Annotated in this window: 22 protein-coding genes, 1 tRNA gene and 1 other RNA gene; 10 read left to right on the plus strand and 14 right to left on the minus strand. The window is 65.5% G+C overall.

Translation table 11 applies throughout. From position 1 onward, the window contains the following. Window positions 1-483 (minus strand): MarR family winged helix-turn-helix transcriptional regulator, encoded by a 483-nt coding sequence (locus ACX80V_RS14520; RefSeq protein ID WP_485843738.1) that lies wholly within the window; start codon window positions 481-483, stop codon window positions 1-3. Between the two features lie 81 nt (window positions 484-564). Here ACX80V_RS14520 and ACX80V_RS14525 point away from each other — a divergent pair, with 81 nt between their 5' ends. Together ACX80V_RS14525 and ACX80V_RS14530 are read left to right on the plus strand one after the other, a co-directional pair. Next, on the plus strand, window positions 565-807 hold the full coding sequence (locus ACX80V_RS14525) for a hypothetical protein (protein WP_485843739.1): 243 nt from the start codon (window positions 565-567) through the stop codon (window positions 805-807). 131 nt (window positions 808-938) lie between these two features. Then, window positions 939-1,154, plus strand: a complete 216-nt coding sequence (locus ACX80V_RS14530) for a hypothetical protein (protein ID WP_248762959.1) — start codon at window positions 939-941, stop codon at window positions 1,152-1,154. 90 nt (window positions 1,155-1,244) lie between these two features. Here the strand turns inward: ACX80V_RS14530 and ACX80V_RS14535 are convergent, their stop codons facing one another. After that, complete coding sequence (locus ACX80V_RS14535) at window positions 1,245-2,603, minus strand: aspartate kinase (RefSeq protein WP_058930163.1); 1,359 nt, start codon at window positions 2,601-2,603, stop codon at window positions 1,245-1,247. A 216-nt stretch (window positions 2,604-2,819) separates the two neighbouring features. Here ACX80V_RS14535 and ACX80V_RS14540 point away from each other — a divergent pair, with 216 nt between their 5' ends. Beyond that, complete coding sequence (locus tag ACX80V_RS14540) at window positions 2,820-3,791, plus strand: ABC transporter ATP-binding protein (RefSeq protein WP_485843740.1); 972 nt, start codon at window positions 2,820-2,822, stop codon at window positions 3,789-3,791. Next, complete coding sequence (locus ACX80V_RS14545; RefSeq protein WP_485843741.1) at window positions 3,788-4,939, plus strand: ABC transporter permease; 1,152 nt, start codon at window positions 3,788-3,790, stop codon at window positions 4,937-4,939. The genes ACX80V_RS14540 and ACX80V_RS14545 overlap by 4 nt, the downstream gene beginning before the upstream one ends. Before the next feature lie 125 nt (window positions 4,940-5,064). On the opposite strand, the gene recR is transcribed toward ACX80V_RS14545, so the two are convergent. From recR to ACX80V_RS14565, 4 genes are all read right to left on the minus strand, one after another. Then, window positions 5,065-5,664, minus strand: a complete 600-nt coding sequence (gene recR / locus ACX80V_RS14550) for a recombination mediator RecR (RefSeq protein WP_056348564.1) — start codon at window positions 5,662-5,664, stop codon at window positions 5,065-5,067. Window positions 5,665-5,727: 63 nt separating this feature from the next. Further along, window positions 5,728-8,937: a DNA polymerase III subunit gamma and tau gene (locus tag ACX80V_RS14555; protein WP_485843742.1), complete on the minus strand. Its 3,210-nt coding sequence runs from the start codon at window positions 8,935-8,937 to the stop codon at window positions 5,728-5,730. 66 nt (window positions 8,938-9,003) lie between these two features. Beyond that, window positions 9,004-9,100: signal recognition particle sRNA small type (ffs, locus tag ACX80V_RS14560), an RNA gene on the minus strand. 187 nt (window positions 9,101-9,287) lie between these two features. Next, window positions 9,288-9,614: a YqfO family protein gene (locus ACX80V_RS14565; RefSeq protein WP_485843743.1), complete on the minus strand. Its 327-nt coding sequence runs from the start codon at window positions 9,612-9,614 to the stop codon at window positions 9,288-9,290. Window positions 9,615-9,925: 311 nt separating this feature from the next. Between ACX80V_RS14565 and ACX80V_RS14570 the strand changes: the two genes are divergently transcribed. Beyond that, window positions 9,926-10,013, plus strand: a tRNA-Ser gene (locus ACX80V_RS14570). Window positions 10,014-10,116: 103 nt separating this feature from the next. Here ACX80V_RS14570 and ACX80V_RS14575 read toward each other — a convergent pair. Beyond that, window positions 10,117-11,034: an oxygenase MpaB family protein gene (locus tag ACX80V_RS14575; RefSeq protein ID WP_485843744.1), complete on the minus strand. Its 918-nt coding sequence runs from the start codon at window positions 11,032-11,034 to the stop codon at window positions 10,117-10,119. A 165-nt stretch (window positions 11,035-11,199) separates the two neighbouring features. Here ACX80V_RS14575 and ACX80V_RS14580 point away from each other — a divergent pair, with 165 nt between their 5' ends. The 3 genes from ACX80V_RS14580 (at window position 11,200) to ACX80V_RS14590 (ending at window position 14,243) form a co-directional block, all read left to right on the plus strand. After that, on the plus strand, window positions 11,200-12,579 hold the full coding sequence (locus ACX80V_RS14580) for a M23 family metallopeptidase (protein ID WP_485843745.1): 1,380 nt from the start codon (window positions 11,200-11,202) through the stop codon (window positions 12,577-12,579). 81 nt (window positions 12,580-12,660) lie between these two features. Next, on the plus strand, window positions 12,661-13,188 hold the full coding sequence (locus ACX80V_RS14585; protein ID WP_058930156.1) for a glutathione peroxidase: 528 nt from the start codon (window positions 12,661-12,663) through the stop codon (window positions 13,186-13,188). Window positions 13,189-13,310: 122 nt separating this feature from the next. After that, window positions 13,311-14,243, plus strand: coding sequence for a phosphodiesterase (locus ACX80V_RS14590; RefSeq protein ID WP_485843746.1), 933 nt, complete (start codon window positions 13,311-13,313; stop codon window positions 14,241-14,243). A gap of 64 nt (window positions 14,244-14,307) precedes the next feature. Here ACX80V_RS14590 and ACX80V_RS14595 read toward each other — a convergent pair whose 3' ends face one another. Then, window positions 14,308-15,723: a stealth family protein gene (locus tag ACX80V_RS14595; protein WP_485843831.1), complete on the minus strand. Its 1,416-nt coding sequence runs from the start codon at window positions 15,721-15,723 to the stop codon at window positions 14,308-14,310. A gap of 283 nt (window positions 15,724-16,006) precedes the next feature. Further along, window positions 16,007-16,936 carry a Cof-type HAD-IIB family hydrolase gene (locus ACX80V_RS14600; RefSeq protein ID WP_485843747.1) on the minus strand — a complete coding sequence of 310 codons (930 nt, stop codon included), beginning with the start codon at window positions 16,934-16,936 and terminating at the stop codon, window positions 16,007-16,009. 150 nt (window positions 16,937-17,086) lie between these two features. On the opposite strand from ACX80V_RS14600, the gene ACX80V_RS14605 reads away from it, so the two are divergent. Next, the gene (locus ACX80V_RS14605; RefSeq protein WP_058930154.1) at window positions 17,087-17,386 is read left to right on the plus strand and encodes a type II toxin-antitoxin system VapB family antitoxin; all 300 of its coding nucleotides are present in this window, start codon (window positions 17,087-17,089) and stop codon (window positions 17,384-17,386) included. Beyond that, a complete protein-coding gene (locus ACX80V_RS14610; protein WP_485843748.1) occupies window positions 17,379-18,044 on the plus strand; it encodes a LytR C-terminal domain-containing protein in 666 nt (221 codons plus the stop codon). The genes ACX80V_RS14605 and ACX80V_RS14610 overlap by 8 nt, the downstream gene beginning before the upstream one ends. A gap of 78 nt (window positions 18,045-18,122) precedes the next feature. On the opposite strand, the gene ACX80V_RS14615 is transcribed toward ACX80V_RS14610, so the two are convergent. The 5 genes from ACX80V_RS14615 to ACX80V_RS14635 form a co-directional block, all read right to left on the minus strand. Further along, window positions 18,123-18,764 (minus strand): TetR/AcrR family transcriptional regulator, encoded by a 642-nt coding sequence (locus ACX80V_RS14615; RefSeq protein WP_485843749.1) that lies wholly within the window; start codon window positions 18,762-18,764, stop codon window positions 18,123-18,125. A 105-nt stretch (window positions 18,765-18,869) separates the two neighbouring features. Continuing rightward, window positions 18,870-19,568, minus strand: coding sequence for a DsbA family oxidoreductase (locus tag ACX80V_RS14620; RefSeq protein ID WP_485843750.1), 699 nt, complete (start codon window positions 19,566-19,568; stop codon window positions 18,870-18,872). Window positions 19,569-19,724: 156 nt separating this feature from the next. Beyond that, window positions 19,725-20,255, minus strand: coding sequence for a GNAT family N-acetyltransferase (locus ACX80V_RS14625; RefSeq protein WP_485843751.1), 531 nt, complete (start codon window positions 20,253-20,255; stop codon window positions 19,725-19,727). A gap of 23 nt (window positions 20,256-20,278) precedes the next feature. Then, entirely contained in the window at window positions 20,279-21,280 is a 1,002-nt protein-coding gene (locus ACX80V_RS14630) for a sugar phosphate isomerase/epimerase family protein (RefSeq protein WP_485843752.1), read from the minus strand. 1 nt (window position 21,281) lies between these two features. After that, the gene (locus ACX80V_RS14635) at window positions 21,282-22,454 is read right to left on the minus strand and encodes a Gfo/Idh/MocA family protein (protein ID WP_485843753.1); all 1,173 of its coding nucleotides are present in this window, start codon (window positions 22,452-22,454) and stop codon (window positions 21,282-21,284) included.

The following is a 22,454-nucleotide window of genomic DNA, read 5'->3' on the forward strand; positions in this document are numbered from 1 at the left end:
TTACTCCCCGACGGGTTGCCCGTTGGATCCGGCGGTGGCGGCGATGAGCCCCATCATGGATTTGTGCAGCGCGCCCACCTGCTCACGGGTCAGCCCCAGGCGTTCCATCATGGTGCCCGGGACGGAAATGGCCTGCTGACGCAGCGCGGCGCCGGCCGGGGTCAGGCCCACGGCAAGGGTGCGTTCGTTTCCGTCCACCCGCTGGCGGGTGACAAAGCCGGCCTCCTCCAGCCGCCGAAGAAGAGGTGAGATGGTGGCCGGGGCCTGCGCCAGGGCTTCACTGATGCTGCGCAGGGTGCGGGGTGCTGATTCCCACAGGCACAGCATCACAAGATACTGCGGGTGGGTGAGTCCGAGCTTTTCGAGGACGGGCTTGTAGGCGCCCACCACGCTTCTGGATGCCACGGTGAGGGCAAAACAGAGCTGTTGCTCCAAGAGGAGGTCATCGTCCTGCTGCCGCGCAGCGCCGGCCCGTACCGTCATAACATTCCTCCAATAGTTAGTGCACTAATTGTTAGCGTACACTGGAGCGGGTAATCGGGTTCTATCGAAGGGGTCACTTTCATGGGCAAAGGCAACTCAGCCGACAAGGGCAACGCATCCCAGCGGTTCATGCGCGCAACCGGCAAGCTCAGGGCGATTTTCGGCCCGGCCAACCGCAGTTCCCTGGTGCATGACATGACCGAAGAGAACCGGGCACTCCTGGTTCAGCGCGAGCGGGAAACCCAGCAATGGGAAACGGTCACCCGCCCGGACGGCAGCACCTATGTTGTACCCAGGAACCCGGACGACCAGTCCCTCCGCTGACCATCCCCGGCCTCCCCACCATGCCCAACCTCACCAGACCCTTTTTCGGGCGGCGGGCGTAAAATAGGGGCACTGACTCCAAAAGGAGGTAGCGGCTCTTTCGCCCGCAACGCGGGAAGGGGGTGGAAACAATGGGACATGCGCTCACCGGTTTTATGCACGCGACTGACAGGCTCCGTTTTGTCTTCGGGCCGGCAACGCGTCTGGACGCGGATTCGCCCGTGGTCCACAAGCATGATGACTTCGAGCAGGCCTCTGACGAGGATCTTTCCCACTTCGTGGTGGAATCCGATTCCGAAGGTCATCACTACGCCGTGCGCCGCGAAGAATTGGACAAACAGGGCTGAGTTGCCCGCTTTCCCCCAACAGAAAAATGTTCTGGCGGCCGGCAGATCCGGCCTCCAGAACATCTTTGTGATGGTGCAGCAGGCTAAGGGCTAGCGCCCGGTGCCGCCGTAGACGGTTGCCTCGTCCTCGCTGTCCAGGTCGAAGGCCTTGTGGATTGCCCGGACGGCGTCATCGAGGAGATCGGCGTGTGTAACCACGGAGATCCGGATTTCCGAGGTGGAGATCATGTTGATGTTGATCCCGGCATCGGACAGGGCCTTGAAGAACGTCGCGGAGACGCCCGGGTGTGACCGCATGCCGGCCCCGATCAGGGACAGTTTGCCGATCTGTTCGTTGTATTCGATGTTCTCGAACCCGATGTCCGGCTGCGCGGCCTTGAGCGCTTCCAGGGCCTCCGCGCCTTCGACGATGGGGAGCGTGAAGGAAATATCCGTCCGGCCCGTGCCGTGCGTGGAAACGTTCTGCACGATCATGTCGATGTTCGAGTGGGCGTCGGCAATGACCTGGAAGATCGCGGCCGCCTTGCCGGGGATGTCCGGTACACCCACCACAGTGACCTTGGCTTCGGAACGGTCGTGTGCAACGCCGGAGATGATTGGCTGCTCCAAGGCAACTCCCTCTTGAGTGGTGATCTTGTCTTCGGCGCTGGGGATGACCCAGGTGCCTTCGTTCTGGCTGAATGAGGACCGGACATGCAACGGAACACCGAACCGGCGCGCGTATTCAACGCAGCGCAGGTGCAGGATCTTCGCACCGGACGCCGCGAGTTCCAGCATTTCCTCGCTGGAGATGGTGTCGATTTTCTGGGCGGAAGGCACCACACGGGGGTCCGCGGTATAGATGCCGTCAACGTCTGTGTAGATCTCGCAGACATCGGCGTCGAGTGCGGCCGCAAGCGCGACGGCGGTGGTGTCCGAGCCGCCGCGGCCCAGGGTGGTGATCTCGTTGGTGCTACGGCTCATGCCCTGGAAGCCGGCGACGATCGCGATGTGCCCCTTGTCCAGGGCCGTGCGGATGCGGTGCGGATCAACGTCGATAATGCGCGCCTTGCCATGGATGCCGTCCGTGATCATGCCGGCCTGGGAGCCGGTGAAGGACTGTGCTGAGGCGCCGAACTTGTTGATGGCCATGGCCAGCAGGGCCATGGAGATGCGCTCACCGGCGGAGAGGAGCATGTCCATCTCGCGGGCGGGGGCGGAGTCGGTCACCTGGGCGGCGAGGTCCAGCAGTTCGTCGGTGGTGTCGCCCATGGCCGAAACGACCACCACCACTTCGTTGCCGGCCCGCTGCGCGTCGACCACGCGCTTGGCGACGCGCTTGACGCCCTCGGCATCCGACACGGAGGAGCCTCCGAACTTCTGCACAATCAGCTGTTTGGTCACGGCAGTGCCTTCGGGCAGCTCCTGTGGCTGCGTTGCTGTGTGCACTTCGGAAGTGGGCGTACTCATGCGCGTACCTTCACTGGATCAATCGGAGTTCTGGAGGTCAGGCACGGCCTTGCGGCTGGACGGCGTGACGTGTCAGCCCAGTTTATCGCCGCCTGTGGCCGGACGCGGAATTGTGTCCAAATCTCAGCCTTCCGACGGATACTGCGCCCGTCGGCTCAGGCGTAGGCTCATATAGTCAGTATGCATGAACGGCTTTGGGGGACAGGTGCTCGGGAAATGACAGAAAACTGGGACAGAATAGGCATTCCGGCCCAGCCGGAAAGCCCGCGCCAGGACGGCATCAGCGCCACCGCGGTGAGCCGCAGCTTCGGGCAGGTGCACGCCGTCGAGCACATGGATTTCCATGCTCCGGCGGGAAAAGTCACCGCGCTGATCGGCCCCAACGGTGCCGGTAAAACCACGCTGTTGCTCATGCTGGCTTCACTGCTGGCGCCGGATTCCGGCACTGTCACGGTGGATGGGCTGGATCCGCAGCACCACCGCGCGGAAGTGCGGAAAAGGATTGGCTGGATGCCGGACACCCTGGGCGTGTGGGAGTCCCTGACCGCCCGTGAGATTCTCACCCAGATAGCCCGTTTCTACCGGCTGCCCAAGGCCGGAATCCCGCAGCGCGTCACCGAGATGCTGGACCGCGTCCGCCTGAGCGACCTTGCAGACCAGCCGGCCAGTGTCCTGTCCCGGGGGCAGCAGCAGCGCCTCAGCCTGGCCCGCGCACTGATCCACGATCCGTCCGTGCTGCTGCTCGATGAGCCGGCGTCAGGCCTGGACCCGGGATCGCGGGTGGAGCTGCGGGTGATGCTGCGGCAGCTTGCGGCGGAGGGGAAGTCCATTGTGGTCTCCTCCCACGTGCTCAGCGAGCTGGACGAAATTGCCGACGCAGCGGTGTTCGTCAACCGAGGGAAGACGGTCCGGCACCAGACCACGGACGCAGCTGCCGCCTCCGGAAGGCGCTACGCCATCTCGGCAACGGACGGCGCAGCGCTCGCCGCCAAACTCACGGATTTGGGCCTGGCGTTCCGGGTTGAGGACGGCCGCCGGCCGGCCGTCAGCCTGGTGTTGCTTAACGACGACGACGCCGCCCGCCTCCTGCGCGACCTGGTGCTGGCCGGCGTCGGGGTCAGCTCCTTTGCCCCCGCCTCGGGTGCCCTGGAAGAGACTTACATGAACCTTGAGGGGGAGCGGCGATGAGCCAGCAGACAGAACCAACGCAGCGCCCGCCGGCTTCCGGCTTTGGTGCCGGCTACCTTGCTGGCATCCTGGATGTGGTGGTCCTGGAACTCAAGCAGCGGCTCCGGTCCCGCGGCTGGTACATCATGCTGGCCATCTGGTTCATCCTGACGGGCCTGGTGACGTGGCTGACGTGGGCCAGCTGGAACGCCCAGCGCGAAGCCCAGCGCGCCTATTCCAACTTTCTGCCGGCCGACCAGGGACCGGGGTCAATGATCTTCGAAGTGGTCCTGGCCTTTGTCCTCCTCTTCGCATTGCTGGTGGCGCCCGCACTGTCTGCCAATGCCGTCAACGGCGACCGCGCCGGCGGGACCCTGGCCATCCTTCAGGTGACCCTGCTCCGTCCCGGGCAGATCCTGTGGGGCAAGTTCTTCGCCGCGTGGGCCGCCGCCCTGGCCTTCCTGGTTGCCAGCACGCCGTTCCTGGTCATTGGAGTGGCCCTCGGCGGCATGACGCCCGGCCATGTCATCGTGGCCCTGCTGATGCTCGCGGTTGAGGTGGGTGTGGTCTGTGCCATCGGCGTCGGAATTTCCGCGCTGGCGGGGCGGCCGCTGTTCTCGATTGTCGTCACGTACCTTGCCGTGGCCGGGCTGGTTTTCGGTTCCCTGATTGCCTTCGGCCTGGGCACCGGGCTCTCGCAGGGCACCATCATGGCCAACCAAGCGCAGTACCGCAACTACGAACCGCTGCAGCCGGTACCCGACGAAACAGCGCCGCAGGAACCGGAGTACACCTGCTCCGGACCGCTGCGCGCCCAGCCAGCAGTTCGCACCGAAAGGGTGGCGTGGATGCTGGCCATGAACCCTTACGTGGTCGTGGCCGATGCCATCCCCTACACGGTCCGCGTCAACAGTGGCCACGGAATGTCGTCACCGGTGGGGGCCATCGAATCCATCAGCCAGGGTGCACGCTACGCCATGGCCGGTCCGGAGGGCACCTACCCCTGCGCCAACGGGGAGGCCAAGCCGCAGTACCTGGCACAGTCCACTCCCTTGTGGCCGCTGGGGCTCGGCCTGCAGCTGCTGCTTGCCGGGCTGCTGATGTGGCTGGGCTGGCGCTCGCTGCGAACTCCGGCGCACAGGCTGGCACGCGGAACCCGCATCGCCTGAGGCCGGTGTGCCCGATGACGCTCAACCCGGCCGCCTGAACCCAGGCCCGGCCGGGTAGGGTCGCCGGTCTGCCTTAGCCTGGTTGCCTTAACCTGTCGGCCTGACCAGGTCAGGGGCAGGTCCGCTCAGGTCAGGGCGTTGCGGCGGCCTTCGAATGCACGGCCGAGGGTGACTTCGTCTGCGTACTCAAGATCGCCGCCCACTGGCAGGCCGGAGGCCAGCCGGGTCACCACGATGCCGATTGTCTTCAGCATCCTCGCCAGGTACGTGGCCGTTGCTTCGCCTTCGAGGTTGGGGTCGGTGGCGATAATGACTTCCTGGATGGCGCCGTCGTTCAGCCGGGTCAGGAGTTCCCGGATCCGCAGCTGCTCGGGCCCAACGCCGGCAATGGGATTGATGGCTCCGCCCAGCACGTGATAACGGCCGCGGAAGGATCGGGTGCGCTCCACCGCGAGGACGTCCTTGGACTCCTCCACCACACAAATGACTGACGGGTCCCGGCGCGGATCGCGGCAGATGTTGCATAATTCCTGCTCGGTGACGTTGCCGCATACGGTGCAGAACTTCACGCGTTCCTTCACCATGGTGATGGCTTCCACGAGTCGCTTCATGTCCTGGGGGTCCGCTTCGAGGATGTGGAAGGCAAGCCGCTGGGCGGATTTGGGACCAACACCGGGAAGCCGTCCGAGCTCGTCAATCAGCTCCTGGACTGCACCTTCGTACACGTTTTCCTCTTTTGGTTTGGCTTGGCTGGTGAATGGTGTTGCGGGAGCACATGCTGCAGTCGTCTAGAACCTTGAAACGATGGGGCTTCCGTCCGGGGATCGCTCCTCGATCAGCTTTCCGCCCAGAATACGCTCGACGGCGGCGCGTCCAAAGACGCCGGATTCCTCGATGGTTTCATCGTCCGCGCTCGGAATGTCCTGGACATAGGTGGCGGCGGCAGCCCTGGCCGGAGCCTTGGCACGTCCGGCTTCGGCCTCGGGGCTGTTGGACAGGCGCTGGTAAAGACTTTGACGGGCGGCAGCAGCGGACTCGGAGGTTGCCGGTGCCGGCTGCAGGGGTGCGGCAGCCGGAGCAGTCGATGCCATGGCGTACTCGCGGACCTCAGCACGTTCGGGAACCACCGCTTCCCCCGGCGGGACTGCCGGGGATCCTGGGGCTTGGCTAGCTGGGGCTTGGCCGGCTGGTGCCTGACTGACTGGCGCGGCGCTCTGGGGCACCGCAGGTTCTGATGCGTCGCTTTCTGGAGCGTGGCTTGGCGGTGCGGCTGGATGTTGTGCGGCGACGTCCGAGGTTGCGGCAGAAGCTACTGGAGGCAAGCCCCAACTGGCGTCGGCTTCAGACTGGCTAACGGCAGACGACGCCTGGGGGACCTGGGCAGTAGCCGGCTCGTAGGTGGGCGCAGGAGCCGTCTCCTTGGCTTCCTCCGGGACGGACGTGCTCAGGTTTTTGCCAACATTGGGCTCGGTGCCAACAACCCATACGCCAGGGGCCTGCTCGACGGCCCTGCCCCACGGATCCAGTGCTGTGTCTGGCTGTGACGGAGCGGCCGATGCAGAAGCGGAGGACCTGCTTGCTGGGGAGGCCTTTGCTGCAGCAGCCTTTGGTGCACCTCGAGCGGGCCGCTTGGCGGGTGCGGCCGCTGAAGGCTCAGGCTGTGAAGGCGATAGGCGTGGGGTAGCCGCCGAGGGATCCCAGTCCATGGGGGGTTCCTCGTCCAGAGGCGGTGCATCTTCGTCGCGGGGAGGACCCCAATCGTCATCGGAGTAGGCGTACGAACCGGCAGTGTCATCCGGCTCAGCTGGTCCCAGCTGACGCTGGGCGGCTGGTACCTGGGCGGCCTCAGTGGCTGCCGGCGCCCTGACGTCGCCGGTGTGCTGGACTGTTTCTTCAGGAGCTGCCGCGCCTGCAGTCGGTGCAGGCGCAGCAGTTGCAGGAGGCGCGGCCGGTTCGGGAGCACGCGTCGCGGGGGAGGGGGCTGGCGAAAGTGCCGGCGCGGTGGCCAGGACCTCAGGCGTGGAAACGGCGCTGGCAGGGGCCAGGCCCCACGCGACATCGGCTGAACTGGCCGGAGCTTCCGGACTAGCGGGAGCTTTTGGGTTTGGCGCAGCGCTCGCTGCCCTGTTGGCGCCACCGGCGACTGCGGTGATCTGGCAGTCGATGCCCACCGTTTTGTGGATCGCCTGCCGCAGGTTTTCAGCGTGATCAGCCCGGCCGAAGGCGCCAGCCAACCCGGTAGTGCTGAACGACAGTGTCAGGACCTGGCCGTCAAATGCACCCACCTGGGCGTTCGGCTCAACCAGGGCCCACGTGCTGCGCTTGATCTTGGAGAGTGTCTGCAGGACTTCCGGCCAGGCACGGCGCAGGACTTCGACGTCGCCTGTCCCGGCGGCCCCGGTGCTTGCAGGCGGGGTGGCCGGGGAAACTGCGCGGGGGGCGTCTGCCCCGGTCTCTCGGGTGGGCTGACCGGATGCCTGCGGTGTGGGAGCGGGCCGCCTGGCTGTGGACTCGTCAACCGGCCAGTCGTTGGTGCTGACCCTGGGCGGCGTCAGAGACGGCCTGACTTCTTCGGCTCCGACGGCCTGTGGCCGGGCCGACTCGGGACCGGCAGCGGCGGGCGCTGAAGGCTGCTGCGCGGAAACCGGAACCGCAGCAACCGGAAGTGCCGCAGCGGGCGCCTCAGAAACGGCTGGCGCAGAAACTGGTTGTACGGAAACGGGTGCAGCAGGAGCCGGCGTTGCCGCTGTCGGCACCGCGGAAACCGCAGCGGGTCCAGCCGAAACCGCAGCACCAGCCGGAGCGGGAGCGCCGACGTCGTTCCCGGCGTAATTCAGGCGCCGCTCCACGCGGTCGATCCGCGCAGCGATGCCGCGTTCCGTCTGTTCCGAACTGGGGAGCAGGATGCGGGCGCAGAGAAGCTCAAGGTGCAGGCGCGGAGAAGTGGCGCCGGTCATCTCGGTCAGCGCAGTGTTGGTGACATCAGCGGCGCGGGAGAGTTCGGAAGCCCCGAGGTTGTGCGCCTGGTTCTGGAGCCGGGCGATCTGGTCTGCAGGCATGCCGCGGAGGATGACCTGGGCGCTTTCGGGCATGGCCTGGACGATGATGAGGTCGCGGAAGCGCTCCAGCAGGTCCTCGACGAAGCGGCGGGGATCGTGGCCGGTCTGCACCACGCGGTCCACAGCCCGGAAAACGGTGGCGGCATCTGAGGCGGCCACAGCTTCCACCACGTCATCCAGCAACGATGCGTGGGTGTAGCCGAGGAGGGCTACGGCAAGTTCGTAGTCGAGGCCGTTGGGTCCGGCTCCGGCCATCAGCTGGTCCAGCACAGACAGGGAATCGCGGACGGAGCCGCCGCCGGCCCGGACCACCAGCGACAGAACGCCGGGAGCCACGGGAACGTTTTCCTGGTTGCAGAGCAGCTCCAGGTACGCCATCAGCGGCTCCGGCGGGACAAGCCGGAAAGGGTAGTGGTGCGTGCGGGAGCGGATGGTGCCGATGACCTTGTCCGGCTCCGTGGTGGCGAAGATGAACTTGATGTGCTCCGGCGGCTCTTCAACGATCTTCAGCAGGGCGTTGAACCCGGCCGAGGTGACCATGTGGGCCTCATCGATGATGAAGATCTTGTAGCGGTCGCGGACCGGAGCGTACGTTGCGCGCTCGCGGAGGTCGCGGGCGTCATCGACGCCGCCATGGCTGGCGGCGTCGATCTCGATGACGTCCAGGGAGCCTGAACCGCCGCGGGCCAGTTCAATGCAGCTAGGGCACGTACCGCAGGGAGTATCTGTGGGGCCTTGGGCGCAGTTGAGGCAGCGAGCCAGGATGCGGGCGGAGGTGGTCTTTCCGCAACCGCGTGGGCCGGAGAAGAGATAGGCGTGGTTGACACGGTTTTTCCGCAGTGCCGTCATCAGCGGCTCGGTGACATGTTCCTGCCCGATAACGTCAGCGAAGGAGTCCGGGCGGTATCTGCGGTAAAGGGCGGTGGTAGTAACAGTCACGAGAAAACCCTACCAATCCGGGCAGACAATCAGGATCCCTCGCGGACGGCCGCCCTGTGGGGGAATAGTAAAGACCCCCCATGCACCCGCCAGAGCCCGTTTACCCTTGCTACCTTCCGGTCCTGGGGGAGTTCAACAGGATGACGCCACATGAGGGGCCGCAGACAAGTTTACCCGAAGATTCAGGAAGGTCCGGACGGCCCGTTCCGGGGCCTGCCGTGGCCCGGCCGGGTGCCCTCGCGCGACCCGGAATTTCCTGTTGAGCTGCCCGGACCCGCTTGAGCGGTGCTGGCCCGCACCGCTCAAGCGGGTCACGGCCGCGAAAGCTGGCGCAAATGCCCAGGCGCCAGCTAGCGTCGCCAGCCATCCACCGGCCAGCTCATAAAGGCGGGCTCCTCGTAAGGGTGCGCCGCGCGCAGGGCCAGCACAACGGCGTCGAGCATCTCTTCCTCCACAACGCACTCCACCCGGGTTTCCGGCACGCGTTCGACCGCCCCCACGGCCCCGATGAACGGATCGGAACCAGGCAACGGAGTGAAGCGCCCGGTGCCGGGGGAGGTGAATGTGCAGTGCGAATAGTTCCCGATCCTGCCCGCTCCGGCGTCCCCGATTGCCGCGAGCAGCCGCTCCGTGTGTGTCTCCGGAACGTAAACCACCAGGGCGTGCAGCTGTGTCATGGCCTCATCCTGCCAAGAAGGCAGGGTAATGGGCAGCGATTTTCATTGCTTATCCGGCGGGTAGGGCCGATCATGGATATGTACACCGATTGGGGCAATCTCAAGGTTGTGAGCTGCGGGGCCTGGCTGGAGGGCCGGACCCGGCAGCTCAACGGTGTATCGAAGGAATGGGCGCATTGGGGGCGTCCATTTTTACGTTAACGGGCCAGCTCGAGCCCGGATTGCCGCGTGCGGTAACAGTCCGCCGGCCCAATTGGGCGATGCCGGAATGTTCAGGTAGTCTAGTATCTGCTTTTGATTCGAAAGCAGCTGGAGAATTCGCCTAGCGGCCTATGGCGCACGCCTGGAACGCGTGTTGGGTTAACGCCCTCGGGGGTTCAAATCCCCCATTCTCCGCCAGCCAAAAACCCGGTTCTGACCTCGTCAGGGCCGGGTTTTTGCTGTCCTCCAGCCAAGGGTTGACCCATGGCTGGAGGACAGCTGCCCTCCCCAGCTGCCCAGGTCACGTGCCCGCGTAGCCCAAGCGGCGGAGGCGCTCCCGGGCCGCTTGTTCGCTGGGTCCAGGCCCGCGTCCAAGGGCAAGATGTACGACGCCGAGAGTCACTTTCGTTGCCAGCCTCACGGGGAGCGGGAACGGCCCCAGCCGGGGGACCTGGAGCCCCAGCATGCGGCGGTACTTCGGCTCAAGGCTGTAGACGGCGCCGGCGAAGATGATCCGGTAGCCGGGGCGCAGCAGCGGATGCAGTGGCGGGTTGCGGATGAACTCAACGGTCTCGGCAACCCTGCTGTCCGCCACCAGCTCACCGTTGTTATACCAGCGGTCCAGTTGCTCCCGCATTTCGGCCTCGCTCAGGGGCGGATCCTCCACGCCCATCAGCCGTCCGGCCTGGGCCCACTCACGGACATAGGCGTCGGGGCCGCCGGGGATCCCGGCACCCCAGATTTTGTGGGCCGAGAGGAAGGCGTCCACGAACGCGATGTGGACCCAGCGGGCGAGTTCCGGATCGTTGGCCGAGTAGCTCCGCTCGCCGCCTTGCCCGTCACCGTACGTCCCCTGTACAGGCTCGTGCAGGCGACGGACCCGGGCGGAAGCCTCGTCGGCGGCGGCCTGTTGGCCATAGGTGACGGTGAAGATCCAGCGGATGGTCCGGGCCAGCCGGCTGAGCGGATCTGCGCGGAAGTCGGAGTGCTCGTGGATTCCCGCCAGCGCCCCGGGGTGCAAGGCTTGCATCAGGAGCGCGCGGACCCCAGCCACAATGGTGGTCATGGAGCCGTGCACCGCCCAGACGGCCGAGCCGGGAAGGTGATAGCCGGCGTCGTCCCCTTCGGCCAGCCGCGGAACCCAAGCGGGCTGACCGTCAGTGCTACCGGTGAATACCCGTTTGATTTCGCCCTGCCATTCCCTGAGGAAACTTCGCATGTCACTATTCTCGCCCAGAAGCCGCGGGCACGGTTCTGAGGGCGGATCCACATAATGTCCGGAGCGGTACCGGCGCGGGGGTTCACAGGCCCGGGTCTTTGTGGTCCCATGAGATGGTAAGTCCGTCTGGATCCGGGGTCTGGCGGGCCAACCCGGGAGTAACGAGTGGGCAATCATTGGGGATCCGGCCGGGAGAAGGAGCCCGCGGGCGGCTGTGCCGTAGCTGTGCGCGTGCTCGCCGCTAGCGCCGTTGTTGCCGCGTCACTCTTCTCCGTCGGCCTCCCTGGATCGTCCCCCGTTGAACCCCGCCCGGCAGCTTCGCCGGCGGGTGCCGGACATGTTGGCCTGCCTGGGCTGGCCGGTGCTTTCCTGACGGACAGCCGGGCCTTGGTTCCGTTCAACCGCACAGTGGTCAGGACGATCGCCAAGGGCGGGAGCGCTCCGCTCAACGTGGCCGCCACCGGGCTCACCCGCCCCCCGGAGGGGTCCCTCATGGCGCCCCTTGAGCTCCTCACTTCAAGCTCTCCATTCGGGTACAGGGTCAGCCCGATCACCGGGGCGGGCGGCGATTTCCACCTCGGCCAGGACTTCGCTGCAGGCTGCGGCACCAGGGTTTATTCGGCCGACGCAGGCGTGGTCCGGGCCGCCGGGTGGCACCCCTGGGGCGGCGGCAACCGCGTGGAACTAGACCACGGCAACGGGCTGATCACCACGTACAACCACTTGGAGGCTGTGGCGGTCCGGACGGGGGATTCAGTGCAGGTGGGCCAGGTCATTGCCCGTGTGGGCACCACGGGATGGTCCACCGGCTGCCATCTGCATTTCGAAACCATCCTCAACGGCAAGCACACCAGCCCGCTGAACTGGACACTTCTGCGTATTCGTCAGTTGGACGAGCTCGAGGACATAGCCATGATCAGCTATCAGGCCAAACCCGTGGACGTCGGCGCGCAACGCTGGGCCATCCCGGTCGCCGAGGACAACAGCCACACGGTCCTGGGCGGCGAAGAGGAACTGTCCGAACCGCCGCGGGTGGAGGGATCAGTGACAACGTCGGAACCGCCGGACGAGGCACGCACGGAAGAGCCGTCGTCGGACGCTACCTCGCCTGAATCCGCATCGCCGGACCCGACTGCGACTGAAACAGTGACAGAAACGGCGACGGAAACAGCCACTTCGACGGCATCGCCCTCCCCAACGCCTTCCACGCCCCGGGCAACGCGGACGCCGACGGGAACGTCAAGCGCCACGCCGACGACGACGTCACCCACCCCCACGGGCACCTCACCTACCCCCACGGGCACTTCGCCTGCGCCGACGACGAGCGCGTCGCCGTCTCCGACGCCCACTGTCTCCAGGTCGTGGCCGTTCAGGCCTACCTCGCGCCTGACGCCGACGCCGGCGCCAACGGTGGAGCCAACAGCAACAACGAGTAGCGGGTCCTCAGCCGAAACAGCGTCGCCTTCGCCTTCAGCTTCTACGACAGCTACAACCACCGCCACGCCTACCGACACCGCAACATGGTCCGAGTCGGCGGGACCTTGACAGAGAACTCCCAGACTGCGCCCGTACCCTTGATGGTTGGCAACGAATCACCTGCATGACCAACCTTTCAAGGACGGCGCTGTGACAGACCTTTACACCATTCCCCTCACTCTCAACGACGGCACCGAAACCGACTTTGGCCGGTTCAAGGGCAACGTGGTGGTGGTGGTGAACGTGGCGTCAAAGTGCGGTTTCACTCCGCAGTACGCGGGCCTGGAGACGCTATACGAGAAGTTCCGCGACCGCGGCTTCGATGTGCTCGGAGTTCCGTGCAACCAGTTCGCCGGCCAGGAGCCAGGCAACGACAGTGAGATCGCCGAGTTCTGCGAGCGGAATTTCGGTGTCACTTTCCCGCTGACGGCCAAGGCCAACGTGCGTGGCAAGGACCAGCATCCGCTCTATGCCGAGCTGACCAGGTTCAAAACCAGTGTGCTGCCAGGCCTGGTGAAATGGAACTTCGAGAAGTTCCTGGTCAACCGCGAGGGCGAGGTGGTGGCACGCTTCGCGCCCACCGTCGAACCGGACTCCGCTGAGGTCATCGACGCAATTGAAATGGCACTGGCAGAATTTGACGGACCGGCGGCCACAATCGAACTTTCCAAGGCTTAATTCTTTAGTTTTTTCCAACTTGGCCGCAACAATTTACCCACAGTTTGCCAATTGTCTGATTGGATAATAGTTACTGAAGGGTAGAAGGGAAACGCCGTTTCCCACCAACCACAGAGGCAGCAATGAAGCACATCGAGGCCGAACACCCCCGGCCACGCCACTTCCTTCTCCACCTGAGCGACCCCCACCTGTTGGGAGGTCCGGATCCCCTTTACGGCGCAGTCGACTGCGAAGCCAAGCTCATTCAGCTTTTCGACGAGGTCAGGGCTTCCGGAGCCCGGCCCGAGGCCGTGATCTTCACGGGTGACCTCGCCGACCAAGGCGACGCTCAAGCCTACGCAAAGCTCCGGGCAATTGTTGATCCCGCCTGCGAAGACATGGGCGCCCAAGTCATCTGGGCCATGGGCAACCACGACAACCGCGCCAACTTCCGGACCGGGTTGCTGGACGAGCCTGCCAGTGACGCACCGGTGGACCGCAGCTACTTCATCAACGGCCTGCGCATCATCACCATGGACACGTCGGTCCCGGGTTACCACCACGGCGAGCTGAGCCCGGCCCAGCTGGGGTGGCTTACCCGCCAACTGGATACCCCGGCCCCCGACGGCACCATCCTGGCGCTCCACCATCCGCCGGTCCCGTCGGTCCTGGACCTTGCCGTGCTCGTGGAGCTGCGGGACCAGGCGAGCCTGGCCTCCGTGGTCCGTAACTCCGACGTCCGGACTATTCTGGCTGGGCATCTGCACTACTCGACCACCGCCACCTTTGCGGGGATTCCTGTCTCCGTCGCCTCGGCCACGTGCTACACCCAGGACCTCAACGTCGCTGTCGGCGGTACCCGCGGCCGGGACGGCGGGCAGGCCTTCAACCTGGTGCACGTCTACGAGCACACCATTGTCCACTCCGTGGTTCCGCTGGGGAACGCGGCCACCGTAGGGGAGCATGTCACCTCGGAAATGACTGCCGAGCGACTGGCCGCCGCGGGCGTCAGCATCCCTGACAACGCAAAAACAGGAGGCGTCAGGAAGGTAGCCCTTCCGAACTACGCTATCTAGCCGCGCAAAGCCCGGAGGGTCGGAAGCCCTGACGTGGGCGCGACCAGCGTCAGGGCTGCGAGCGTCAGAGCTCCCAGGGCGCCTTGATGGGGTAGTACTTCTCCAGGAAGTCAGTCACGATCTCGGCGCGCTCGTCCGCGGGGACTTCGGGGAAACTGCCGTCGTTGAGGCAGAAGAAGTCCATGTTCCGCTTGGCCAGCAGCTTGGGCAGGGAGTTCAGCCCGGCGCGGGCCGTGGTGTCCACGTAACGCACCTTGGCTGCGGTCTGCGTGACCGCACGGCCTGTCAGCAGCGCATAGTAGTGGTAGAAGGAATTGGTGACCGAGATGTTGTCCGCGGCGCGGAACCTGCTCGCCGCCGTCTTCTGGAACTCCTCCGGGAACTCACGCTCCATCCTGGCCACAACGCTGCGCCGCAGCGGGGCGGCGGTGTGCTCCAGGTGCCGCGTGGTGATCCGACCGAACCGGTTCCAGAGCAGCTTGCGGTTCACACGGGCGGCGTTCTCGAAGCCACTGCGCTCGGCATCGTTATCGCCCAGCCCGATCCGGGTCTCGGCCTCGATGAACTTCGTGACGCCACCCGGGGTGAAGAACATGTCCGGGCCCACCGAGCGGCCGAAGAACATGTCGTCATTCGAGTAGAGGAAGTGCTCGGAGAGGCCCTCGATGTGGTGGAGCTGGCATTCCACTGCCTGCGAGTTGTGCGTGGGCAGCACTGCGGGATCGGCGAAAAACTCATCGCTGGGGACAATGGTCACCGACGGGTGCTCCGCGAGCCACTTCGGGGCGGGGGAGTCTGTGGCGATAAAGATGCGGCGGATCCAGGGCGCGAACATGTAGACGGAGCGCAGGGCGTATTTGAGTTCGTCGATCTGCCGGAAGCGGGCTTCGTGGTCGTCGCCTTCGCCGAGAACCACACCCTGCTGCTGGGCACGGCGGGCCGCGATGTATTCGGGAGAGCTGCCGTCAACCCACGAAAACACCAGGTCGATGTCGAAGCTGATGTCGCTGGCATGGTCGGCGAACATGTTCTCGATGGTGGGCCAGGTGTGGCCGTACCGTTCAACCGTCCCGCGGACAGCGTCCTGGGACTGCATGGTGCGGCGGGTCAGGGAGTTTTCGATCGGGAGGATCAGCTGGTCGCCCTCAAAGCTCCAGAGCTCGATCTGGACGCCAGCGGACGAACCGAATTCGAAACCGCCGTCGGGTTCAACACGCGGTCGGTAGAGGCGGAAGATGCGGGCCTGACGGTTGGGGGAGAGATCTCCGTCGGCAACCAGCACGGAGGACTTCTTTTTCGCGTCCACGGTCATGGAGTACACGGGCTCGTTGCGGCAGGCCTCCACCAAGGCCGCCCGCAGCTTCTTGCGGTCGTTCCAGTCCAGGGCGATGACCGGACGGTCGTTGTTGCCGCGCACCAAAAGGTAGTCCAGCCCGGCCTCCGCGAGCACATTGCGCAGGAACAACAGATCCTCAACCATGGCCTGGTACGGCGTCCGGTTGTGGTTGATCAGGGCATACCGGCCCTTGTGCCGGACGACGTCCGGCCGGTGTTTGAGGCGAGCTTCGGCAGCCGGAGACGTCACCTCCGTGTGGGTGCGCGGTTCTACGGACGCCTGGCCGCCGTAGTAGATCTCGTCCTGGACAGGTGCTTCTGTAATGGTTGTCTCCGTCGCGTGTAAATGGTAAGCGTTCTTATCTGAATAATAGCGCGACGCCCAAAATGGCAGGCCTAAAACAGGTGGCTGCCGACCGGGGACGGGCTCAGCCGACCATGGCCTCCCGCCAGCTGCGCAGGTAAGCTCCGCCGGCGTCGTCGTGAATGACATCTTCCCCAAGCCCCAGATCGGTGGCGGTCAACACGTCATAGGGCTTGACCGGAACGCCGTCCGCCGGGCGGACATCAACGTGTTTTACGGGGTGGTCATTGTGGTGGAGCCAGTCCGCCATGGCGTAGTCCGTGCGGGAATCACCTACCGTCCGCCACGCCAGCGGCGTGATGCCCTGTGCCGCCAGCAACTCCACAGCGCGGCTGGCGCCGAGGTCTTTGCCGAGCCGCACTGACTCAATATCGGTGGAAATGATGGTGGGATCGACGCGGTAGTCCACCTCGTCGTCGGAATTCGGTGCGTGGTGCTCCAGGCGAACCACGCCCATGCCGTGGCGGGTCATGAGGTCCATGGCGTCGGAGTCGAAAAGCTTCTGTTCGGCCAGGTAGTCGGCCGAGGGCACCTCTATGTGCTGCTCAACGGACACCATGGCACGTTTCGTCTCGTCAAAAAACATGTGCCTGGAGTAGTCCTCGGCCACGAGCCGGCGGACGTCATCGCCGTAGGCCTTGGGCACGGCCAGTTCGTGATCAACGTGGATGGGGCCGGGCCCGGCGGCGGTGTAGCTGAACCACACGGCGCCCTTCTCGCAAATGGCGTGGATGACTGTCCCGGCGGGAATGCCGGCGGCGATCATCGGCTCCATGACCTGCTCCCGGATGAAGGCATCGGAGCGGCCGGTATTGAAAACGACCGGAATTCCAGCAGTGGCCAGCGCCACCAGATCGGTAATGATGCCGGGTTTCACGTCACGGGTCACGGGGCTGGCCACGGGTCCGTCAACGTCGAGCAGGAGGGCGAGGGGCGGCGTGGACGGCAGGCGGACGCCGGGCGTGGTGCTGGCAGGGAATTCGGGTGCAGTCATGGCTCCATTGTGTCAGCCACGGGCCCTCTGATCCTGCGCCGGCGGCGCAATGTCCACGGCATGTGACAGATGGTCACTGTTTGGCTACAACCTTAGGATGCTGCGGGCCGGACACTTCTCTTGGGCCCCCAAGCTGCCTAGGGTGGCATAGTGATCTTCAAAGCTGTGGGCGAGGGACGCCCGTATCCCGACCATGGTTTCAACACGCCCAAACAGTGGGCGTCGCTGCCGCCGCGCCCTGTCCGCCTGGACGAACTCGTGACCACCAAACGGACGCTCGACCTTGAAGCGCTCCTGGCCGAAGACTCCACCTTTTTCGGAGACCTCTTCCCCCACGTGGTGCAGTACCAGGGAACCCTGTACCTGGAGGACGGGCTGCACCGCGCCGTCCGGACAGCGCTGCACCAGCGGACCGCCATCCACGCCCGCGTGCTGGTCATAGATGGCTAGGAAACCCAAGGACGCCAGCGTCCTGCATGGCCACCGCGTTGTCACCGGCCCCGAACTGCGGGCCACGTTTGAGGCCGCCGGCGACCCCGACAACCCGGTACGCGTGCGCCGCCGCGTGGTGCATGGAGTGGTCCTGGTATTGCTGCTGGGCCTCATTGCCGGCGCCATCATCGTTGCGTTGGCCATCATGAGCGGACAACTGAAGCTTCCGACGACGGCGGGCAGCGATGAGCCCCGGACCACCTGTCCCGGCGCCACCTTTGACTACACCCCCAACGACAAAATCAACCTCAACGTCTACAACTCCACCAGCCGCCCCGGTCTGGCCCGCTCCGTGGCGGATGAGTTGCTGGTCCGGAAGTTTGTGGTGGGTGCTGTGGCCAACACGGAGGCCGGCTACCGCGGCGTGGCCGCGGTAGTTTCCGGGGCTGCCGGGCAGTCTGCGGCCTTCAGCGTCCAACGGAACCTGCCCGGCTCCGACTACTTCCAGGACGGCCGGACGGACGCCAGCGTTGATATGATTCTTTCCAACGATTACAAAGAGCTGGCCGCCGCGGACCGTGTGGACCAGACGCCAGGGACGCTCAGCTGCCCGCGTGAAAGCCGGCGGATCGCTGACGATGCCAAGTGGCCGGTCATTCCGACGGCCGGCCCCTGACTTTTTGCCGTTGCTCTATCACGTCTGGTCGTTAAACCAGCCGGATGACGACCGGAAGTGATAGAGCAACGCAGGGGTTTACGGCAAGGGGAGGCTGACGCGCAGGGGTGCGCCGTCGTCGTCGAACCTTGCTCCGGCGCCGAGCTGGATGAACCGCACGGTCCGGGCGATCCGGGCCTCAAGTTCGGCGGGCTCGTTGCTGCCGCGTGCGGCGCTGGAGGAGAGCGTGCCGTGGATGAGCTGCGCCTGCTGGCCAATGTCCGCCTGCGGCAGGTACCCCTGTGCCATGCCGTCCCGGAGGATGCCCTGCAGCAAGACGCTGAGTTCACCCACGTGGTCGGCCAGTTTCGCAAAGGACGACGGCGATAGCACCGCCGCCATCGCCGGTCCGGGCGGGAGGTGGCGTCGGCTGAGGTCCTCCACCTGCGTGCGCACGTACAGGGCCAGCCGTTCGACGGGGTTATTGAGCGCGCTCAGTGAGTCCCGGAGTTCGGCGAGGAAGCGCTCGGTCTCATCCAGGGCGTAGGAGATCAGCAGTTCTTCGATGTCGGCGTAGTAGTTGTACACCGCGGTCCGCCCCACCCCGGCATGCCGGGCGACGTCAGTCATGGTCAGTCCGGGCAGGCCGTGGGTGAACAGGAGCTCCCCGAACGCTGTCAGGACCCGGCGTTGCGTCTCGGCGCGTTGCGCGGCGTTGTTGGCCGCCGAAATCCTGGGCATGCAGACACTTTACCGCGATGTGTCAGTAAAGTTATTCCCCGCCACGGCGCGAACGGTCACTTGAGGCCCCGCAGAGCCCCGGCGGTGTCAGACCGCGCAGTCGGGTCAGACTGGACAGCCGTCGGGGCCGCAGGCCTCGCCGTCGGCCGTGTTGACCAGCACCAGGGGGTTGGCCTCCTGCCAGGCCTGGTTGAGCGCCGCCGTGAACGTTTCGGCGGGCTGGGCACCCGAGAGCCCAAACTTCCGGTCAATCACAAAGAACGGGACGCCCGTGATGCCCAGGGCGCGGGCTTCCTCGAAATCGAAGCGGACGTCATCGGCGTATTTGTCCGTGGTGAAGAGCTCGGCGACTTCTTCAGTGTTGAGGCCCAAGTCGTGGCCCAGCGCTGTGAGGTACTCGGCGCTGCCAATGTCCTTGCCGTGCTCGAAATGGTCGCTCAGCAGGCGTTCCTTCGCGGCATCCTGCTGTCCGTGCTGGGCCGCGAGATGGATCAGGCGGTGGGCGGTGAAGCTGTTGGCCACCACCACCTGGTCGAACCGGTAGTCGAGGCCTTCTCCCTTGGCCTGCTCGGTAACGTGGTCAAACATCTGCGAGACCTGCACCGGGGCCATGCCCTTGCGCGTGCTCAGGTAATCCAGCTCGGTGCCGTCGTAATGCTCCGGGAGGGTGGGGTCCAGCTGGTAGCTGCGCCACTTCACCTCCACGGCGTCGCGGTGCGGGAACTCGGCCAGGGCAGCCTCGAAGCGGCGCTTGCCGATGTAGCACCAAGGACACGCGACGTCTGACCAGATCTCAATCTTCATGCTTGCGACAACCCCGCCTGCCCCGGGGCCATTCCGCGGCGGGGTGTCAGATTGGTCACCATTGAGCGCGAACGGTCACTTGAGGCCCTCAGCCGCGGGGCCTCAAGTGTTCCTTCGCGCTGGGTGTGGGCGGTGGGTGTGTCGCGTTGGGTGGGGTCAGACTGCGCGTTCGAGGACGAAGTCGTGCTCCACGGTGGTTCCCAGCCGAAAGGACTTGCTGCCCACTTTGTGGAAGCCGGACTTTTCGTAGAACCGGATGGCGCGGGCGTTCTGGCTGTTGACCCCCAGCCATACTCCGGCCGCGCCCGCTTCTGCCGCCGCCTGGAGGCTGGCGTGCATCAGTTCGCCGGCCGCGCCTAGGCCGTGGTGTTCGGGGTGGACGTAGCATTTGCTGAGCTCCATGGAGGGCAGGACTTTCAGCGCCGACGCGACATCCGGATCCTCTGCTGGCCGGTTCACCAGCAGGCTGTAGCCGCGGAGCGCCCCATCCGCGTCAATGACCAGGATGGTGACATCAAGATCCGCCAGGTACTCCCGGAAGTGCCGTTCGCTGAGCGTGTTGGCCACGTGCGCGGCAATGTCCTCCGGTGACGACGACGGCGGGCACGCCAGCGGGAAGGTGACGGCCGCCAGTTCGGCGAGCGGGCCGGCGTCGTCCGTTGTTGCCTTTCGAATCGTGTGGGTCATGCAGGGATTCTACGTGCGCTTCCTTAGGGCTTCGTGCTGAAAGCGGCGTCGAAGCTGGTCTGGGAGGCGGGGAAGTCGAACTTCTTCAGCGCTGCCAGGGCTTCGGGCGCGCCGTGGAGCCGGTCCATGCCGGCGTCTTCCCATTCGACCGAGATGGGCCCGGTGTAGCCGATCGCTGTAAGGGCGCGGAAGGACGATTCCCAGGGGACGTCGCCGCGGCCGGCGGAGACGAAGTCCCAGCCCCGCCGCGGGTCACCCCACGGCAGGTGCGAACCCATCACAGTGTTCCGGCCGGTGGGGCGGAGCTTCGTGTCCTTGCAGTCCACGTGGTAGATCCGGTCCTTGAAGTCCCAGATGAACGAGACGGGATCGATGCCCTGCCACATAAAGTGCGAGGGGTCCCAGTTCAGGCCGAACGCTTTCCGGTGGCCGATCGCTTCGAGGGTGCGGACGGTGGTCCAGTAGTCGTAGGCGATTTCGGAGGGGTGGACTTCGTGGGCGAAGCGGACGCCGCATTCGTCGAAGACGTCCAGGATGGGGTTCCAGCGGTCCGCGAAGTCCCGGTAGCCGGCCTCGATCACGGCGGCGGGAACGGGCGGGAACATCGCCACGTACTGCCAGATGGAGGAACCGGTGAACCCGACGACGGTGTCCACGCCGAGGGCTTTGGCCAGGCGGGCGGTGTGCTTCATTTCCTCGGCGGCGCGTTGGCGGACGCCTTCGGGATCCCCGTCGCCCCAGACCTTCGCGCCCACGATCGCTTCGTGGCGGAAGTCGATGGGGTCATCGCACACGGCCTGGCCCTTCAGGTGGTTGGAGATGGCCCAGACCTTCAGGTTGTACTTCTCCAGTACGGCGAGTTTGGACTCGACGTACCCGGGTTCGTCCCAGCGCCAGGCGTCCAGATGGTCGCCGGAGACGGCGATTTCCAGGCCGTCGTAGCCCCAGCCGGAGGCCAGGCGTGCGACTTCCTCGAACGGGAGGTCGGCCCACTGGCCGGTGAACAGGGTATAGGGGCGGGGCATGTCAGGCTCCTTCAGAAGCGGTGGTGCGGGCCAGCGGGATGGTGGAGCTTTTCGCTGCGGCGGACTCTTCGATGGCGTTCAGGATCCGCTGCACCTCGAGGCCGTCCTCGAACGACGGCGACGGCGGGGTTCCGGTGCCGATGGCGGTGAGGAGGTCGCGGATTTCGTGGGTGAAGGTGTGTTCCCAGCCGATGATGTGCCCTTGCGGCCACCAGGCTTTAAGATACGGGTGCTCGGGCTCGCCGACCAGGATCCGGCGGAACCCCTGCTCGCGGGCGGGTGCGGTGGCATCGAGGAAGTGAAGTTCGTTGAGATTCTCCAAGTCGAACCGGATGGCGCCCTTATCCCCATAGATCTCCAGCTTCAGCGAGTTCTTCTGGCCGGTAGCGACCCGCGAAACGTCAACTGAGGCGACTGCTCCGGAGGCGAGGGACAGCGTGGCCCAGGCGGCGTCGTCGACCGTTACGTCCTCCAAGCCGTCCACGCCGGGGCGGCGCTCCACGAAGGTGTGCAGGCGGCCGGAAACCTCGGTGACCCGGTCCCCGAGCAGGAACAGGACCTGGTCGATGGCGTGGGAGGCGATATCCCCGAGTGCCCCGGAACCGGCGGTTTCCTTGTTCAGCCGCCAGCTCATGGGCGCCGTTTCGTCCGCCAGCCAGTCCTGCAAATAGGCAGCCCGGACCTGCCGGACAGTGCCCACCCGGCCCCCGGCGATGAGCTCCTTCGCCAGGGCCAACGCCGGCACGCGCCGGTAATTGAAGCCGATCATCGACTGCACGCCCTTGGCCCGGGCTGCTTGGGCGGCCGCCGTCATGGCCTCGGCCTCGGCAAGCGTATTGGCGAGCGGCTTCTCCACCAGGACATGTTTGCCTGCCGCGAGCGCGGCGATCGCGATCTCGGCGTGCATCCAGCCCGGGGCGCAGATGTCCACGATGTCGATGTCGTCGCGGTCCAGGACGGCCCGCCAGTCCGTCGCGGTCTCGGCCCAGCCGTATTTCGCGGCGGCTTCCTTCACCCCGGCGGGGTCCCGGCCCACCAGGACCGTCTGTTCAAAGGCCGGGACATCGAAGAAGCTGGCCACATTGCGCCAGGCGTTGGAATGGGCCTTGCCCATAAACGCGTAGCCGATCATGGCGACGCCGAGCGGACGCTTGGCTGATACGGGTGAGGTCAT

Source organism: Pseudarthrobacter arbutini (genome assembly GCF_054510915.1).

What these genes read in the sequence shown, in the direction of transcription:
- ACX80V_RS14520 (WP_485843738.1), bottom strand. Translation starts at nt 483, where the DNA reads ATGACGGTACGGGCCGGCGCTGCGCGGCAGCAGGACGATGACCTCCTC.
- ACX80V_RS14545 (WP_485843741.1), top strand. Translation starts at nt 3,788, where the DNA reads ATGAGCCAGCAGACAGAACCAACGCAGCGCCCGCCGGCTTCCGGCTTT.
- ACX80V_RS14525 (WP_485843739.1), top strand. Translation starts at nt 565, where the DNA reads ATGGGCAAAGGCAACTCAGCCGACAAGGGCAACGCATCCCAGCGGTTC.
- ACX80V_RS14540 (WP_485843740.1), top strand. Translation starts at nt 2,820, where the DNA reads ATGACAGAAAACTGGGACAGAATAGGCATTCCGGCCCAGCCGGAAAGC.
- ACX80V_RS14620 (WP_485843750.1), bottom strand. Translation starts at nt 19,568, where the DNA reads ATGAAGATTGAGATCTGGTCAGACGTCGCGTGTCCTTGGTGCTACATC.
- ACX80V_RS14575 (WP_485843744.1), bottom strand. Translation starts at nt 11,034, where the DNA reads ATGCGAAGTTTCCTCAGGGAATGGCAGGGCGAAATCAAACGGGTATTC.
- ACX80V_RS14630 (WP_485843752.1), bottom strand. Translation starts at nt 21,280, where the DNA reads ATGCCCCGCCCCTATACCCTGTTCACCGGCCAGTGGGCCGACCTCCCG.
- ACX80V_RS14600 (WP_485843747.1), bottom strand. Translation starts at nt 16,936, where the DNA reads ATGACTGCACCCGAATTCCCTGCCAGCACCACGCCCGGCGTCCGCCTG.
- ACX80V_RS14615 (WP_485843749.1), bottom strand. Translation starts at nt 18,764, where the DNA reads ATGCCCAGGATTTCGGCGGCCAACAACGCCGCGCAACGCGCCGAGACG.
- ACX80V_RS14535 (WP_058930163.1), bottom strand. Translation starts at nt 2,603, where the DNA reads ATGAGTACGCCCACTTCCGAAGTGCACACAGCAACGCAGCCACAGGAG.
- ACX80V_RS14530 (WP_248762959.1), top strand. Translation starts at nt 939, where the DNA reads ATGGGACATGCGCTCACCGGTTTTATGCACGCGACTGACAGGCTCCGT.
- ACX80V_RS14625 (WP_485843751.1), bottom strand. Translation starts at nt 20,255, where the DNA reads ATGACCCACACGATTCGAAAGGCAACAACGGACGACGCCGGCCCGCTC.
- ACX80V_RS14595 (WP_485843831.1), bottom strand. Translation starts at nt 15,723, where the DNA reads ATGGTTGAGGATCTGTTGTTCCTGCGCAATGTGCTCGCGGAGGCCGGG.
- ACX80V_RS14610 (WP_485843748.1), top strand. Translation starts at nt 17,379, where the DNA reads ATGGCTAGGAAACCCAAGGACGCCAGCGTCCTGCATGGCCACCGCGTT.
- ACX80V_RS14565 (WP_485843743.1), bottom strand. Translation starts at nt 9,614, where the DNA reads ATGACACAGCTGCACGCCCTGGTGGTTTACGTTCCGGAGACACACACG.
- ACX80V_RS14590 (WP_485843746.1), top strand. Translation starts at nt 13,311, where the DNA reads ATGAAGCACATCGAGGCCGAACACCCCCGGCCACGCCACTTCCTTCTC.
- ACX80V_RS14635 (WP_485843753.1), bottom strand. Translation starts at nt 22,454, where the DNA reads ATGACCTCACCCGTATCAGCCAAGCGTCCGCTCGGCGTCGCCATGATC.